We start from the raw sequence: 15,348 nt of genomic DNA on the forward strand, positions 1-15,348 counted from the left end.
GACCGGACGTCGGCTACAGGCGATCAACCCAGGCCTCCAGCCGGGCCACCTCCCGTTCGAGAAAGTCCGGATCGGCGTAAACACTGCCAAGCAGCGTCACGCCCTGACTCACCGCGAGCAGATGCATGGCCATGCCGGCCGGATCGGACACGCCGAGCAGCCCCATCTGGGTTTCGATCCACTCGCGAAGCACCTCGAACAACGCAACGGCCTCCGCCTGCAGCCTGCGCTGGGTCTTGCTCAGTTCCTGGGTCAGCGAACCGACCGGGCAGCCATACCGCAACAGCTCGCCGCGATTGTCCTGCATCATGCCGACGAAGCGGCGCAGGCGCTCATGCGGATCGGGCGACGCCTGCGTCCAGGCTTCCAGCCGCGCACGCAGCTGATCGCGGCGGCGGGCGATCACGGCCGAGAGGATTTCGTCCTTGCTCTTGAAGTAGTAATAGAAGTTGCCGCGCGAGAGCTCGGCGGCCTGGGCGATGTCGCTGAACGAGGTCTGGTTATAGCCTCGTTGATAGAACAGCTGGTCGGCCGCCTCCACGATCCGCTGGCGATTGTGGTCGCCCTTGCTGCCCATTGCGCCTCCTCGTTTCTCAAGCACGGAAACCAGTATACGACCTTCCCGCTCGGACCCATCCGCCCTTGCCAGCACGGCCGCCCACCGGCAATACTGCCACCCCGGGCGGAGGCCCGGCAGCAACCGGACAGCGCACGCCTCATCCGAGGGCGCCAAGCCACCACAAGCCAGGAGAACCCTCATCGTGACCGAAGGCGTGCCTTGCAGCCCGCTGCTGACGGATTACTATCAGCTCACCATGATGGAGGCCTACCTCCGGCACGACATGACGCAGACAGCCGTCTTCGAGTTCTTCGTACGCAAACTGCCCGATCAACGCCGGTTTCTCATGGCAGCCGGGCTGGAGCAGGTACTCGAATTCCTCGAGCAGCTGCGCTTCTCGTCGGAAACCCTCGACTGGCTCGAACGCCATGGGCACGCCAGCCGGACGCTCATCGATTACCTCGCCGGCCTGCGTTTCACCGGCGACGTCGATGCGATGGCCGAGGGCACCGTGTTCTTTGCCGATGAGCCGGTACTGCGTATCACGGCGCCGCTGCCGGTGGCGCAGCTGGTCGAAAGCCGGGTCATGAATCTGCTCCATTTCCAGTGCATGATCGCATCCAAGGCGGCGCGCATGGTACTCGCCGCACCCGGCAAACGCCTGGTCGACTTCGGTCTGCGCCGCGCGCACGGCGCGGAGGCCGGGCTGCTCGCGGCGCGGGCGGCCTATGTGGCCGGTTTCGACGGCACGGCAACCGTGCTCGCCGGGCAAGCCTTCGGCATCCCGCTCTACGGCACCATGGCGCATTCCTTCATCCTCGCCCACGGCGACGAACTCGCCGCCTTCGAGGACTTCGTGCGCATCCATCCCGACAACACGATCCTGCTGATCGACACCTACGACACCCGCCGCGGTGCGCAGCGGGTGGTCGAACTCGCCGAGCGGCTGCGCGGCACCGATATCCGCATCCGCGGCGTGCGCATCGACAGCGGCGATCTCGATACCGCCTCACGCGAGGTGCGCGCGATCCTCGATGCCGCCGGGCTGCACGAGGTCACGATCTTCGCCAGCGGCAATCTCGACGAATCGCGTCTCGCCCGTCTGCAGCGCGACGGCGCGCCCATCGACGGCTTCGGCGTCGGCACGCGCATGGACGTCTCGGATGACGCGCCCTACCTCGAATGCGCCTACAAGCTGCAGGAATACGCCGGCCAGCCGCGCCGCAAACGCTCCGAAGGCAAGGCCACCTGGCCGGGCAGCAAACAGGTCTACCGCCGCCATGACGAACACGGGCAGCTACGCGGGGACCTCATCGCCCTGGCATCCGAACGCGCCGAGGGCGAACCGCTGCTGCAACCGGTCATGCGCGGCGGCCAACGCGTGGCCCCGGCACCGGGTCTTGCGGCGGCACGGGCACATGGCGAACGGCAACTGGCCGGCCTGCCGGCAATGCTACGCGACCTGGCCCCCGGCCCGGCGGACGGCCCGGCGGTCTCGGACGCGCTGCGCGCGCTCGCCCGGCAGCTCGACGCCACCGGGTAAGCGCGTCTCCGCTAGCTGGCCAGCGCCAGCATCAGCTGGTTGAGCCGGGCGACGAAACCCGCCGGATCCTCCAGCTGACCGCCCTCCGCCAGCACGGCCTGATCGAGCAGCAGCATCGACCACTCCTTGAAGCGCGTCTCATCGGATTCGGTATCCAACCGCGCGACCATCGGGTGACCGGGATTGATCTCCAGTACCGGCTTGCTGCCCTGCATCTCGTGCCCGGCCTGCTTGAGCAGCTGCTGCATGTACAGCGCCATGTCGTGCTCTCCTAGCACGATGCACGCCGGCGAACTGGTCAGCCGATGCGATACCCGAACCGACTCGACCTTGTCGCCCAAGGCCTCCTTGATGCGTTCCACCAGTGCCTTGGCTTCGTTCTCGACCGCCTCCTGCGCCTTGCGCTCCTCCTCTGACTCGACCGCGCCGAGATCGAGATCGCCCTTGGCGACCGACTGGAACTGCTTGCCGTCGAACTCATTCAGGTTGCCCATCAGCCACTCGTCGACGCGGTCGTACATGAGCAGCACCTCGATGCCCTTCTTGCGCAGCAGCTCGAGATGCGGGCTGTTTTTCGCCGCCATGAAGGAATCGGCGGTGATGTAGTAGATCTTGTCCTGCCCTTCGGGCATGCGCGCAATGTAGTCGTGCAGCGAAACCGTCTGTGTCTCGGTATCGGTGTGCGTGCTGGCAAAGCGCAGCAGTCCGGCAATGGTTTCACGGTTGGCGAAATCCTCCGCCGGACCTTCCTTGAGCACGCGGCCGAATTCGTTCCAGAATTTCTGGTAATCCTCGGGGCGCTTCTCCGCCATGTCCTCGAGCATGCCCAGCAGCTTCTTCACCGAGCCGGCGCGGATCTGTTCGATCACCCGGCTGTCCTGCAGAATCTCGCGCGACACGTTCAGCGGCAGATCGGCCGAATCCACCACGCCGCGCACGAAACGCAGATAGCGCGGCATCAGGTGTTCCGCGTCGTCCATGATGAACACGCGCTGCACGTAGAGCTTGAGGCCATGGGTGTGATCGCGGTCCCACAGGTCGAACGGCGCCTTGGCCGGCACATACAGCAGGCTGGTGTATTCGAGCCTGCCCTCGACGCGGTTGTGGGTCCAGGCCAGGGGTTCGCCAAAGTCGTGGGCCACATGTTTGTAGAAGGCCTTGTACTCGTCCTCGCTGATTTCCGACTTGGAACGCTGCCAAAGCGCGGAGGCCTTGTTCACGGTCTCCCATTCCTCGCCGGGCTTGCCGTCGTCGTCGCGCTTGCGCATGCGGATCGGCAGCGGGACGTGGTCGGAGTACTTGGTGACGATGCTGCGCAGGCGCCAGTCGTTGAGCAGATCCTCGCGCTCATCCTCGCGCAGATGCAACACGATCTCGGTGCCACGCGGCGCAACTTCAAGCGTTTCCAGCGTATAGCTGCCGCTGCCATCCGACTCCCAGCGCACGCCGTGCTCGGCCCCCATGCCGGCACGGCGCGTGGTCAGCACCACGTGCTCGGCCACGATGAAGGCGGAATAGAAGCCGACGCCGAACTGGCCGATCAGCCGTGCATCCTTGGCCTGATCGCCGGTCAAACGTTCGAAGAACTCCCGCGTACCGGACTTGGCGATGGTGCCGATGTTGCCGATCACCTCCTCTCGACTCATGCCGATGCCGTTGTCGCGCACCGTCAGCGTGCCGGCCTCACGATCGAATTCGACATCGACCACCAGGCAGTCATCGCCTTCATAAAGCGCGTCGTCGGTCAATGCCTCGAAACGCAGCTTGTCGCAGGCATCTGAGGCATTCGAAATCAGTTCGCGCAGGAATATTTCCTTATTCGAATACAACGAATGGATCATCAGCTTCAGTAGCTGGTTGACCTCGGTTTCGAATGTCAGCGTTTCCTTGGTTGAGCTGTTCATGCCTTCTCCCGTGTCAAAACGTTCCGCCACGCCGGCGCGCGCGGCAGGGCGATTATGCGATCAGTGCGTTTTATGGGGCTCCACCCCCGATTTTCAAGCACGGACGATGCACGGACGCCGAAAATGTGACATATTCCGGGCCAAGCGCGGAATAAATGCACAAGAACTGGAGATCCGCATGGCAGACGGGGGTGCCCCGCTTGCTGGTAGTCGACACCGGAGCGAAACGCCTACCGACGACTTCGAGCGCATCAAGCGCCGAATGGCGCTGTTGGGCCTTTCCAGCGGCGCCCTCGCCAGCCTGGTCGCGGCGGCGTTCGCTTCGCGGGTCGGCCTGCCCAACCCCGTCGACGCCCATGTCCTGCCCTTTCTCGGCGCGGGCCTGCTGGCATTGAGCATCGCCCTTTGGCGATCTCCAAGACTGCTACCCTGGATCGAGCGTACCGGCTGGAGCCTGCTCACGGCCTACCTGCTCGCGGCGCTCGCCTACAAAGTCATCCACTTCCCGTTCGAGCACGTGCCGCTCGGCGCCCGCAGCTACTGGTTTTTCTTCAGCTATCTGCTGGCCTTTCTGATCTGGTCGCCGCGAGGCGCGCTCACCGTCAGCCTGAGCGTGATCGCCTGCCTGACGGGACTGGCCGCATGGATATCGGTCGAAACGCACGCCGGGAATGCCACCCTGCTCGCCTCGCTCATACAGCTGGTCATTGCCAGCATCGCGTATGTCTTCGTGCACTACAGCTTCGCGCAGCTGCGGCCGCAGTACGCGCGCATGCGAACGCTGGCCTTTTCCGATCCGCTCACGGGCTGCGCCAACCGCCGCAGGGCCGAAGAGCTGCTCGCGCTGGAGGTTTCACGTGCCGGCCGTTACGCCCGCCCGCTTTCGCTGATCCTGTTCGACCTCGATCACTTCAAGCAGATCAACGACCAGCACGGACACGCCATCGGCGATGCGGTGCTGCGCACCGTCACCAACGCCGTGCGCAGCGATCTGCGCGGTCTCGATCACCTGGCGCGCTGGGGTGGCGAGGAATTCGTGATCATCGCACCGGAGCTGTCGCAGGCGCGCGCGATGCAGTTCGGGGAACGGCTGCGCAAACGCATTGCGGCCTTGCGCATCGGCAGCAGCATCCAGCCCACCGCCAGTTTCGGCATCGCCAGTTTTCGTCTGGGGGAAACCGTCGACTCGATGGTGTTGCGCGCCGACCGGGCGATGTATCGCGCCAAGGCCCAGGGACGCAACCGCGTGGAACTCGAACGCCCGCAAACCGCGGCGGCCGAGGCGCCGGAAACCGTGCCGCCGCTAGAAGAAACGGCGGCAACCGCGGCCGCCCCGTCGCAACCCGATTAGGCCAGGGAGGTCACGCCTTCGTGCGTCAGCAGCCCGCGCTTGATATCCATCAGGCGGCCGTCAACCGCCCCCGCATACCCACCCCAGCCATCGGCGGCCACTACCCGATGGCACGGCACTACGAGCGCCCATGGATTGGCGCGGCAGGCTTGCGCGACCGCCCGCGGCGCACTCTCCAGCGCCCGCGCGAGCGCGCCATACGTGCGCGTTTCGCCGGCCGGAATCTCGCATAGCGCGCGCCAGACGCGACGCTGGAATACCGTACCGCATTCAGGCAGCGGCAGCGCGAAACGATGATCGGGATCGCGCAGATAGGCGTCGATTTCCGTCCGGCATCGCTCAAACATTTCAGATGCGCCCAGGCCGGCCATCTCATTCCCCATGGCCAGCCAGTCGCTGCCGATCAGCAAGCCATCGTGGATGTAAATTCCCAATCGCCCCCAGGGCAGCAGCAAGCTGCCTGCCGGCACGGACACCGTTGATCCATTTGTTTTGCGGGTACTCATCGGCTTGGATAGAATACGCCCCCTTCGGGCTTACCATAAATCAAGGCAACACAATGAATAAGGCATCGTTATGCGCGGCTGGCTGAGGTTCGCGCGAATCATCGATGCGCTGAACGAGCGCGTCGGCCAACTGATGTACTGGCTGGCCTTCGCCATGATACTGCTCGGCGCCTACAATGCCACGGTTCGCTATCTCGGCCAGTACATCGGCGCGAACCTGTCGTCGAATGCCTATCTCGAAGCACAATGGTACCTGTTCGGCGCCATGTTCATGCTCGGTGCGGCCTACACCCTCAAACACAACGCCCATGTACGGGTCGATATCATGTACGGGCGCCTCTCTCCCAAGGGGCAGGCCTGGATCGAGCTCGTCGGCACATTGGTGTTCCTGCTCCCCTTCAGCCTGTTGGTGCTTTGGCTGTCGCTGTCCTGGGTCGAGTTTTCCTGGAAATTTCACGAGATGTCGCCGAATCCCGGCGGTCTTGCCCGCTACCCGATCAAGACGGTGGTGCCCATCGCCTTCGTGCTGCTGATCCTGCAGGGGCTGGCGCAGGCCATCAAGGCCGTTGCCGTGATCCGCGGCCACCGCGCCGCCGTTTATGAATCCACACAGGAAGACGCGGTGCTATGAGCATGGACTGGATGGGCGGGGTCATGCTGCTGACCCTGCTGTTTATGATTTTCTCCGGCTACCCCGTCGCCTTCGCGCTGGGCGGCACGGCCATGCTGTTCGTACCGCTCGGCATCGGCCTGGGCTTTTTCGATCTCAACCTGATGCAGGCGCTACCGCAGCGCGTGTTCGGGGTGATGGACAACTACACCCTGCTGGCGGTTCCCTTCTTCATCTTCATGGGCACCATGCTGGAAAAATCGGGACTCGCCGAAGATCTGCTCAAAACCATGGGGCAGTTGTTCGGACCGCTGCGCGGTGGCCTGGCGCTCTCCGTCGTAGTGGTCGGCACGCTTCTGGCTGCGGCCACCGGCGTAGTCGGGGCGACCGTGGTGTCCATGGGCATGATCGCGCTACCGGTGATGATGCGCTATGGCTACTCCGGTTCGTTGTCGACGGGCATCATCGCCGCCTCGGGCACCCTCGGGCAGATCATCCCGCCCAGCGTGGTGCTGATCGTGCTCGGCGACCAGCTCGGCGTGCCGGTCGGCAGCCTTTTCGTCGGTTCTCTGATCCCCGGATTGATGCTCGCCGGCATGTATGCGCTCTACGCGGCTGGCGTAGCCGTATTCAAGCCCGCCGCCGCGCCGGCACTGCCTCCCGAGGATCGCCCCAAGGACTTCACCCGCCTGATGCTGCGGGTGGCGCTGGTGATGATTCCGCCGCTGGCGCTGATCTTCGTGGTGCTGGGCTCGATCTTCGCGGGCGTGGCCACACCCACCGAGGCCGGCGCCTTCGGATCGATCGGCGCCATACTGCTGGCGGTGTTCAGTGGGCGATTCAAGTTCGGTCAGATCACCAGCAGCCTGCAGGTCACCGTCAAACTCAGCTCGATGGTGCTGTTCATCCTGGTCGGCTCGCGCTTCTTCAGCCTGGTCTTCCGGGGGTTCGACGGCGACGTCTGGGTGGACAGCTTCCTGACCAGCCTGCCCGGCGGCCAGCTCGGCTTCCTGCTGGCAGCCAACCTCGTGATCTTCATTCTCGGTTTCTTCATCGATTTCTTCGAGATCGCCTTCATCGTGCTGCCGCTGCTGGCGCCGGCCGCGATGCACCTGGGCATCGACATGGTCTGGTTCGGCATCATGATCGGCATGAACTTGCAGACCTCCTTCCTGACGCCGCCCTTCGGCTTCTCGCTGTTCTATCTGCGCGGCGTGGCGCCGGCTGGCATCACCACGACGCAGATTTACAAGGGGGTCATTCCGTTCATCCTGATCCAGCTGGTCGGGCTGACGATACTCATCAGCTACCCCAATATCGTGCATCTCCTGCCGGGCGGATGAGCGTTCGTCGGCAAGCTGGTCGACCGACGGTATCGGTACTACAGTCAAACGATCAATCAAACAACAAAGGGAGAAGACCATGAAACGTCGCGACTTCATCAAGGGTGGCACAGTGGGACTGGCGGCCGGGGCGGCCGCGCTCGCGGCCCCCGCCGCCTTCGCCGAAAAAACCTCGCCGCGTCTGCGCTGGCGGCTGGCGGCAAGCTGGCCAATCAGCCTGGACACCGTGTACGGCGGCGCCGAGTTCTTCGCCAAGCGCGTAGGCGAACTGACCGGCGGGCGCTTCAGCATCCGCGTCTATGCCGGTGGCGAGATCGTTGGCGGCCTGCAGGTGCTCGACGCCGTGCAGCAGGGCACCGTGGAAATGGGGCATACGGCTTCTTACTACTACATCGGCAAAATGCCGTCCCTGGCGTTCGACACCACGCTCCCCTTCGGCATGAACTATCGCCAGCAGAACTCCTGGCAAAGCTTCGGCGGCGGCAACGACCTGCTCAACAAGGAGGTCTTCTCCCAGTTCAACATCGTCTCCCTACCCGCCGGCAACACCGGCACGCAGATGGGCGGGTGGTTCCGCAAACCGCTGGAAGGCCTCGGCTCCCTGAAGGGCCTCAAGATGCGCATCCCAGGTTTCGGCGGCAAGGTCATGGCCCGTCTGGGTGTCAATGTGCAGACCCTGGCTGGCGCCGAAATCTACCCCGCGCTCGAGCGCGGCGTAATCGACGCCACCGAGTGGGTCGGCCCGTATGACGACCAGAAGCTCGGCTTCTACCGAGTCGCCAAGAACTACTACTACCCGAGCTGGTGGGAGCCCTCCACCCAGTTCTCGCTGTACGTCAACAAGACGGCCTGGGACAAGCTACCCAAGGAATACCAGGCCGCCGTGCGCGCGGCGGCGGCCGAGGCCAATGTTCGCGTCATGGCACATTACGACGCGGTCAACCCGCCGGCACTCAAGCAGCTCATCGACAAGGGCGTTACCCTGCGGCCGTTCAGCAAGGACATCATGGCGGCGGCGCAGAAGAACGCCTTCGAGCTCTACGAAGAGCTGGCGAGCAAGGATCCGACCTGGCGCAAGATCTACGCGGAATGGAAGAAATACCGCGACATGGAATACGCCTGGTTCAACGTGGCCGAACAGGGTTTTGCGGACTTCGCGTTCCCGCAGGTGCAGCGCACCGAACTCTGATCGCCGCAAGCGATGGCAAAACCCAAAAGGGGCGCCCCGATGGGCGCCCCTTTTTCATGTCCATTCGGCGCGCGGTTGCACGCTAGCGGGGGCGTGCGCCGGTGACAGCCGCGTCTCCGATCGACACGTGGCTGTGGGCCAGCTCGGCCAGTTTCTGCTTGAGGAAGGTCACGCGTTCCGGCGACTGCGTCCGAGCCAGGAGATCGCCCAGTATTCGGCGGGCATCGCCATCCATACCGGCCTTGGCCAAGGCTTGCGCGGCATTGTAACGGGCGGTTTGTCCCCATTGATCGTAGCCCTGCGCCGCACCAGCCAGCATCGCGGAATCGAGGTAACGCCTGGCTGCCTCTCGGTCCTTGCCCATCGCCTTGTAGGAGTCGCCTTCCCAGTACAGGACCTCGCGTTTGAGCTGGACATCGCTCAGATGCGGCAGCATGGCCTGGAACAAGACAACGGCCTGCTGATCGAGCTTGAGTGACTGCAAGTTGAACAATACCTGCATCAAGCGATCCGCCTGCGTCTTGTCCAGGGTTTTGCTGTCGTCGATCAGTGTCTGCAGTTGCGCGACACCTTGCTTCGGTTTGCCGCCGAGGATCAGCACGCGCGCGACGCGCAACGTCCAGTCGAAAGGGTTTTCGCCTGACGGCACGTGATCCACGCCGACCATGAGACGCGCCGCCAGTGGAAGATCATGTCGATCGACGGCATCGTTCGCGAGCACGAGGCGGACCGGTACCGGCAAGGCCGACAGATGCGGAAACGTCTTCGGCGCGGTCAGAAACAGACGGTCGACCAGCGTCGTGCCCCCAGGTTCGGCCAATAATGCAGTCAACAGCCAGCGGTACCCCGTCATGCGTCCCGCTGGCGCCTGCCCGGTAAGCGCCAGCATGGCGTTGTAGGCCCGTGCCTGCACGGCATGATGGGCCGCACCAGCGCGCTTGGCTGCGGTTTCCCAGGCCGAATCGTCGCCCAGCAGCAGTTGGTGGCGGTTGCCGAGCTGCTCGCCGAGGCGGCGGTAGGTCTGCCACAGGGTATCGCCGTCGTAAGGCAGCAAGGGATTCAGCGGCAACTCCGGCGCCAACGCCAGGAAACGCTCCAGCGCGCTCACTGCCACCGGCCAGTTGCGGCGTTGCAGCGCCGCGGTCGTCACTACGCCCCACAGCCGCGCGGCATCCGCTGGGGCAGCGCCTTTCGCGCCAGCAGCATGCGCCGCATCCCGCTCCACCGCAGCTGCGGGGCGATCTCCCGCACGCAGGCTCGCCAGCAAATAAAGCCAGTTGCCTTTATGGGCATCGGCCTTGAGCAGTCTGAGGGCGTAGCGGGGTTCTCCGACGCGCAACCAGACGCGTGCGAAAACGTCGCGTTCGCGCGCATCTTCGATAGGGTAGTCGCTTTGGTATTCCAACAACGCAAGCCGGGCGTCGTCGGTGAGATTGTCTTCCAGGTAGGCTTCGATCAACAGACGGCGCCAGATGCGCACCGACGCGGCGGGCGGCGACGCGGCCCCGGACCATAGCAGCCCCAGCAGCAACTTGCGGGCCTCGCTCCCGCGATGCAGCCGCAACCATGCCCTCGCCCCATCGGTTTCGAATATTCGGCGGTCGTTCGCGGGCAGTGTGGCCGGCAGACTCGATGCCGCGTCGGCCACATCCTGCCAGCGTGACGCGCGCTGCAACAACCGAAACTTCAGGCGCTCCCATCCCAGCCAGGCCTGTGGGTGCTGGGCGTAGTCCGGCTGGCCGTGCGCGATCGAGGCCAAGGCCAGATCGAGTGCGCCGGCTTCGGCAAAGGCGCGAATCCGGGACAACGACAACGCCCCGTCTGCCCCGGAAGCTGCGGAGGGGGCGGACGAGGCGTGCGCTGTGTTCTGGGCGGCGCAGGCCACCGCCGGCGCCAGCGATACCAGCATCAAGGCGCCAACCAACGCCGGATGGCCTCCAGGCCGCCGGCGCACTCGACGAAACATCACATCCCAGCCAGCGGGACGTGCGCGCATCGGGTCAGAGCTTTTCCTTGATGCGGGCGGCCTTGCCGGTGCGACCGCGCAGGTAGTACAGCTTCGCACGACGGATATCGCCGCGTCGCTTCACGCTGATCTCGGCCACGCTGGGGCTGTGCGTCTGGAACACACGCTCGACGCCTTCGCCGTGCGAAATCTTGCGCACCGTAAAGGCCGAATTGAGCCCCCGGTTACGCTTGGCGATAACCACGCCCTCGAAGGCCTGCAGACGCTCGCGATTGCCTTCCTTGACCTTGACCTGCACGACAACGGTGTCGCCTGGGCCAAAGCTCGGGATGGCCGTCTTCAACTGCTCGGCTTCCAGCGCCCTGATAATCTCGTTCATGCTCTCGATCCTCTACGATAGACCTAACGCTTCGACCGACCGGCCTCGCGCTCGGCCAAATATTCATCCAGTAAGGCCCGATCTTCAGCTGCAAGCGTCACGCTCGACAGCAGATCGGGCCGGCGCTCCCAGGTACGCCCCAGCGACTGCTTGCGCCGCCATTTTGCGATCTGCGCATGATTCCCTTCCAGCAGCACCGCAGGCACGGAAAGGTCGCCCATGCGCTCCGGCCGCGTGTAATGGGGGCAATCCAACAGGCCGTCCTGGAACGAGTCCTGCTCGGCCGACTCCGCGGCACCCAATACACCCGGCAAAACCCGGGTAATCGCATCGATCATGACCATTGCCGGCAACTCGCCACCACTCAGGACGTAATCGCCGATCGACCATTCCTCGTCCACTTCCAACTCGACCAAGCGCTCGTCGATGCCTTCGTAGCGCCCCGCCAGCAGCGTCAGGTTGCCATCGGCGAAACGCCTGACGGCTGCCTGGTCCAGGCGACGACCTTGCGGGCTGAGATAAACCACCCGCCCGGCGCCGTCATGCCGCGCCGCCTCGAGGGCCCGCCTGAGCGGCGCCACCTTCAACAACATGCCCGGCCCGCCGCCATAGGGGCGGTCGTCAACGGTGCGATGCCGGTCCGTGGTGTAGTCGCGCGGGTTCCAGGTGCGCAAACTCAGCAAGCCGCGTTCGACCGCGCGCCCCACGACGCCATAACGGGCCACCTCGGCCACGAAGTCCGGAAACAGGGTGACGACGTCGATGCGCATGCGCTGCCTCAGAAATCCGCATCCCAATCCACCTGCAGCTCACCGGCTTCCAGGTCGATGGCCCGCACCACGTGGGGACGAATGAACGGAATCAGACGCTCTCGGTCACCCCGCACCACCAGCACATCGTTCGCGCCGGTTTCCATCAAACGCTCGACCGCGCCAAGGCGGGAGCCATCCGCATTCACCACCGTCAGTCCGATCAGATCGGCCCAGTAGTACTCGCCTTCCGGCAGATCGGCCAGAGCCTCGCGCGCTATCGCCACCTCCAAACCACGCAAAAGCGCCGCCTGATCTCGATCTTCAACATCTTCGAAGCGCACTGCCAGCACCGGGCCGGACTGGGCACGCCCTTCGATCACGCGCCGCTCATGCCACTCACCTGCACGCCCCAACTGCCAAACCGGGAAGTCCAGCAGCGCCTCGGGCGGCTCGGCGTAGGAATGGACCTTGACCCACCCCTTGACGCCAAATGGCGCGGACACGCGCGCCATGCTCACCCGCCGCGTCATGCCAGACGGCGCCTCAGGCTGCCGACTTGCGCGCTTCCTTGATCAGTTGCGCAACACGCTCGCTGGGCGCGGCGCCCTGTGTCAGCCAGTGCTCGATACGCGCGGCATCCATGTGCAGGCGCTGCTCCTGACCACGCGCGACCGGGTTGAAGAAACCCAGACGCTCAATGTAGCCGGAGTCGCGACGACCGCGTGAGTCGGTCACAACGATGTGATAAAAGGGACGCTTCTTGGCGCCGCCTCTGGCCAGTCGAATCGTTACCATTTAGTCCTAGTCCTGATGCAAATGCATGAGGTATGCGCAAACGGCCGGAGCCGCTCTGCTACCGGGCCGGCAATTTTACGCGATTTGACACAAAAGTGAAGCGTCGGGCGCACGATACATCAAAAAGGCATCCCACCGCCGGGAATACGCCCCTTCATCGCACGCATCATCTTCGCCATGCCGCCTCCCTTCGAGAACTTTTTCATCGCCTTGCGCATCTGCAGATGCTGTTTGAGCAAACGATTCACGTCCTGCACCTCGGTGCCCGAACCGCCTGCAATACGGCGCTTGCGCGAACCCTTGATGATGTCGGGGAAACGGCGCTCCTCCAGGGTCATCGAATCGATGATGGCCATCATCCGCTTGACCTGGATGTCATTGGCCTGGCTCTTCACCGCCGCCGGCAACTGGCCCGCGCCGGGCAGCTTGTCCAACAGGCCTGCGACCCCGCCCATCTTGAGCATCTGTTCGAGCTGGTCGCGCAAATCGCCAAGATCGAAACCCTGCCCCTTCTGCACCTTGCGCGCCAGCTTGGCCGCCTTATCCTGATCGAAGCTGCGCTGCGCCTCCTCGACCAGCGTCACCACGTCGCCCATGCCGAGGATGCGCGAGGCGATGCGATCGGGATGGAAGGGCTCCAGTGCCTTGGTCTTTTCACCGACCCCAAGGAACTTGATGGGCTTGCCGGTAATCGCGCGCACCGACAACGCCGCGCCGCCCCGCGCATCGCCGTCGGCCTTGGTCAGCACCACGCCGGTCAACGGCAGGGCCTCGCCGAAGGCCCGGGCGGTATTGGCGGCATCCTGGCCGGTCATCGCGTCGACCACAAACAGGGTCTCGACCGGATCAAGGGCTTCGTGCAGGCGGCGGATCTCCGCCATCATCTCGGCATCGATGTGCAGACGACCGGCGGTATCGACCAGCAGGACGTCCTTGTGCTGGCGGCGCGCATGATCGACCGCATCCCGCGCGATGGCCACCGGATCCTGATCCGACCGACTGGGGAAGAAATCGACCTCGACCTCACGCGCAAGTGTTTCCAACTGCTGGATCGCGGCCGGGCGGTAGACGTCGCAGCTGACCACCATCACCGACTTGCCGCGCTCCTGCCTCAGCCAGCGTGCCAGCTTGCCCACGGTGGTGGTTTTGCCTGCACCCTGCAGACCGGCCATGAGCACGATCGCCGGCGGTTGCGCATTAAGATCGAGACGCTCGTTGGCGGTGCCCATCGCGGCCACCAGTTCGTCATTCACGATTTTGATGAACGCCTGGCCGGGCGTCAGGCTGCGAATGACTTCCTGGCCGATCGCGCGCGCCCGCACCGCCTCGATAAACGACTTGACGACAGGCAACGCGACGTCGGCCTCCAGCAACGCCATGCGCACCTCGCGCAGGGCATCCTGTATATTGTCCTCGGTCAATCGCGCCTGGCCCTTGAGTCGCTTGATCGTACCTGACAGGCGTTCGCTCAGACTTTCAAACATGTCGCGTTCCCGGATTCGTTGGACTGCGCATTATACGGGCTGTAGGCACACAGGGCACGGACGGCGGCCTCAGCTTCACCTCGTGACCGAAGATATGTAACTATGCTGACTATTTCAGCATCGACTGACGTTCATCTATGCAACTCGCACTCGCACTGCCGGCCATTCTGCTCTATCTGATCTGCACGCAGCAGATATGGAGGCGCCTGCGGCGGCGCGCGGCCGGCGCGGACATTCCCTGCGGGCGCGACATTGCCCTGTTGTGGATCGGCGCCCTGGTGCTGCACGGCCTTGCCATCTATACCGGTATCGCCAGCCCGGACGGGCTGACCCTGGGCATCACCCATGCGCTTTCACTGGTGGGCTGGCTTGTGGCGCTGCTGGTGCTAATTGCACTGCATTCCCGTCCGGTCGAGAATCTCGGCTTGATACTCCTGCCCTTCGCCGCGCTGACCCTGGCCGCCGAAACGATCTTCCCCGGCTCGCACGTGCTCGATCGCGCGGGCGATCTGTTGCTCGCGGTCCACATCTTCATCTCGCTGCTTGCCTACAGCCTGTTCGTCATCGCCGCGCTGCAATCGGGCGTCCTGTGGCTGCAGGACCGGCAGCTGCGCAACCATCGCCCCGGCGCCCTGCTGCGCGCCCTGCCTCCGCTAGAACACACCGAAACCGTACTGTTCCAGATCATCGGCCTGGGCTTTCTGCTTTTGACCGTGGCCATCGTCAGCGGGTTCGTGTACATCAGCGAATTTCCAGACGCCATCCAGCCTCAACAGATCATCCTGTTCACCATCTTTCTGTGTTCCTGGGTCATCTTCGCCACGTTGCTGCTGGGTCGCTGGCGCTTCGGCTGGCGCGGGCGCATCGCTATACGCTGGACCCTCAGCGGCTTCCTCATCCTGCTGCTCGCCTATTTCGGCACCGAAGTCGCGGTGACCCTGCTGACCTGAAGCCGCGCCGCGCAGGT

At 64.3% G+C, this 15,348-nt stretch carries 15 protein-coding genes; 6 read left to right on the plus strand and 9 right to left on the minus strand.

Features of this window, described 5'->3' with window-relative positions; all coding sequences use genetic code 11:
• Positions 1-13: 13 nt before the first annotated feature.
• Complete coding sequence (locus THPRO_RS04785; RefSeq protein WP_038089822.1) at positions 14-577, minus strand: TetR/AcrR family transcriptional regulator; 564 nt, start codon at positions 575-577, stop codon at positions 14-16.
• A 184-nt stretch (positions 578-761) separates the two neighbouring features.
• Here THPRO_RS04785 and THPRO_RS04790 point away from each other — a divergent pair, with 184 nt between their 5' ends.
• The gene (locus tag THPRO_RS04790; RefSeq protein ID WP_082954447.1) at positions 762-2,102 is read left to right on the plus strand and encodes a nicotinate phosphoribosyltransferase; all 1,341 of its coding nucleotides are present in this window, start codon (positions 762-764) and stop codon (positions 2,100-2,102) included.
• A gap of 11 nt (positions 2,103-2,113) precedes the next feature.
• Here THPRO_RS04790 and htpG read toward each other — a convergent pair whose 3' ends face one another.
• Entirely contained in the window at positions 2,114-4,006 is a 1,893-nt protein-coding gene (htpG, locus tag THPRO_RS04795; RefSeq protein ID WP_065089293.1) for a molecular chaperone HtpG, read from the minus strand.
• A 178-nt stretch (positions 4,007-4,184) separates the two neighbouring features.
• Here htpG and THPRO_RS04800 point away from each other — a divergent pair, with 178 nt between their 5' ends.
• The gene (locus THPRO_RS04800) at positions 4,185-5,357 is read left to right on the plus strand and encodes a GGDEF domain-containing protein (protein WP_161489931.1); all 1,173 of its coding nucleotides are present in this window, start codon (positions 4,185-4,187) and stop codon (positions 5,355-5,357) included.
• Here THPRO_RS04800 and THPRO_RS04805 read toward each other — a convergent pair.
• Positions 5,354-5,833, minus strand: coding sequence for a methylated-DNA--[protein]-cysteine S-methyltransferase (locus THPRO_RS04805; protein WP_038089815.1), 480 nt, complete (start codon positions 5,831-5,833; stop codon positions 5,354-5,356). The two genes, THPRO_RS04800 and THPRO_RS04805, sit on opposite strands and share 4 nt — an antisense overlap.
• Positions 5,834-5,933: 100 nt before the next feature.
• Here THPRO_RS04805 and THPRO_RS04810 point away from each other — a divergent pair, with 100 nt between their 5' ends.
• The 3 genes from THPRO_RS04810 (at position 5,934) to THPRO_RS04820 (ending at position 9,005) form a co-directional block, all read left to right on the plus strand.
• Positions 5,934-6,494, plus strand: a complete 561-nt coding sequence (locus THPRO_RS04810; RefSeq protein ID WP_038089596.1) for a TRAP transporter small permease subunit — start codon at positions 5,934-5,936, stop codon at positions 6,492-6,494.
• The gene (locus THPRO_RS04815) at positions 6,491-7,816 is read left to right on the plus strand and encodes a TRAP transporter large permease (RefSeq protein WP_065089294.1); all 1,326 of its coding nucleotides are present in this window, start codon (positions 6,491-6,493) and stop codon (positions 7,814-7,816) included. The genes THPRO_RS04810 and THPRO_RS04815 overlap by 4 nt, the downstream gene beginning before the upstream one ends.
• 79 nt (positions 7,817-7,895) lie before the next feature.
• Entirely contained in the window at positions 7,896-9,005 is a 1,110-nt protein-coding gene (locus tag THPRO_RS04820; protein WP_065089295.1) for a TRAP transporter substrate-binding protein, read from the plus strand.
• An 82-nt stretch (positions 9,006-9,087) separates the two neighbouring features.
• On the opposite strand, the gene THPRO_RS04825 is transcribed toward THPRO_RS04820, so the two are convergent.
• The 6 genes from THPRO_RS04825 to ffh form a co-directional block, all read right to left on the minus strand.
• Complete coding sequence (locus THPRO_RS04825; protein ID WP_145930696.1) at positions 9,088-11,001, minus strand: hypothetical protein; 1,914 nt, start codon at positions 10,999-11,001, stop codon at positions 9,088-9,090.
• A 4-nt stretch (positions 11,002-11,005) separates the two neighbouring features.
• The gene (rplS, locus tag THPRO_RS04830; protein WP_038089590.1) at positions 11,006-11,350 is read right to left on the minus strand and encodes a 50S ribosomal protein L19; all 345 of its coding nucleotides are present in this window, start codon (positions 11,348-11,350) and stop codon (positions 11,006-11,008) included.
• Positions 11,351-11,373: 23 nt separating this feature from the next.
• Positions 11,374-12,120 carry a tRNA (guanosine(37)-N1)-methyltransferase TrmD gene (gene trmD / locus THPRO_RS04835; protein WP_038089587.1) on the minus strand — a complete coding sequence of 249 codons (747 nt, stop codon included), beginning with the start codon at positions 12,118-12,120 and terminating at the stop codon, positions 11,374-11,376.
• An 8-nt stretch (positions 12,121-12,128) separates the two neighbouring features.
• Positions 12,129-12,614 carry a ribosome maturation factor RimM gene (gene rimM, locus THPRO_RS04840; protein ID WP_407922441.1) on the minus strand — a complete coding sequence of 162 codons (486 nt, stop codon included), beginning with the start codon at positions 12,612-12,614 and terminating at the stop codon, positions 12,129-12,131.
• A gap of 31 nt (positions 12,615-12,645) precedes the next feature.
• The gene (rpsP, locus tag THPRO_RS04845; RefSeq protein WP_038089578.1) at positions 12,646-12,897 is read right to left on the minus strand and encodes a 30S ribosomal protein S16; all 252 of its coding nucleotides are present in this window, start codon (positions 12,895-12,897) and stop codon (positions 12,646-12,648) included.
• Between the two features lie 119 nt (positions 12,898-13,016).
• On the minus strand, positions 13,017-14,381 hold the full coding sequence (gene ffh, locus THPRO_RS04850; RefSeq protein ID WP_038089574.1) for a signal recognition particle protein: 1,365 nt from the start codon (positions 14,379-14,381) through the stop codon (positions 13,017-13,019).
• A 137-nt stretch (positions 14,382-14,518) separates the two neighbouring features.
• Between ffh and THPRO_RS04855 the strand changes: the two genes are divergently transcribed.
• Entirely contained in the window at positions 14,519-15,331 is an 813-nt protein-coding gene (locus tag THPRO_RS04855) for a cytochrome C assembly family protein (RefSeq protein WP_065089297.1), read from the plus strand.
• The last annotated feature ends 17 nt before the right edge of the window (positions 15,332-15,348 follow it).

The organism is Acidihalobacter prosperus, from assembly GCF_000754095.2.
Classification (GTDB): Bacteria; Pseudomonadota; Gammaproteobacteria; order DSM-5130; family Acidihalobacteraceae; genus Acidihalobacter; species Acidihalobacter prosperus.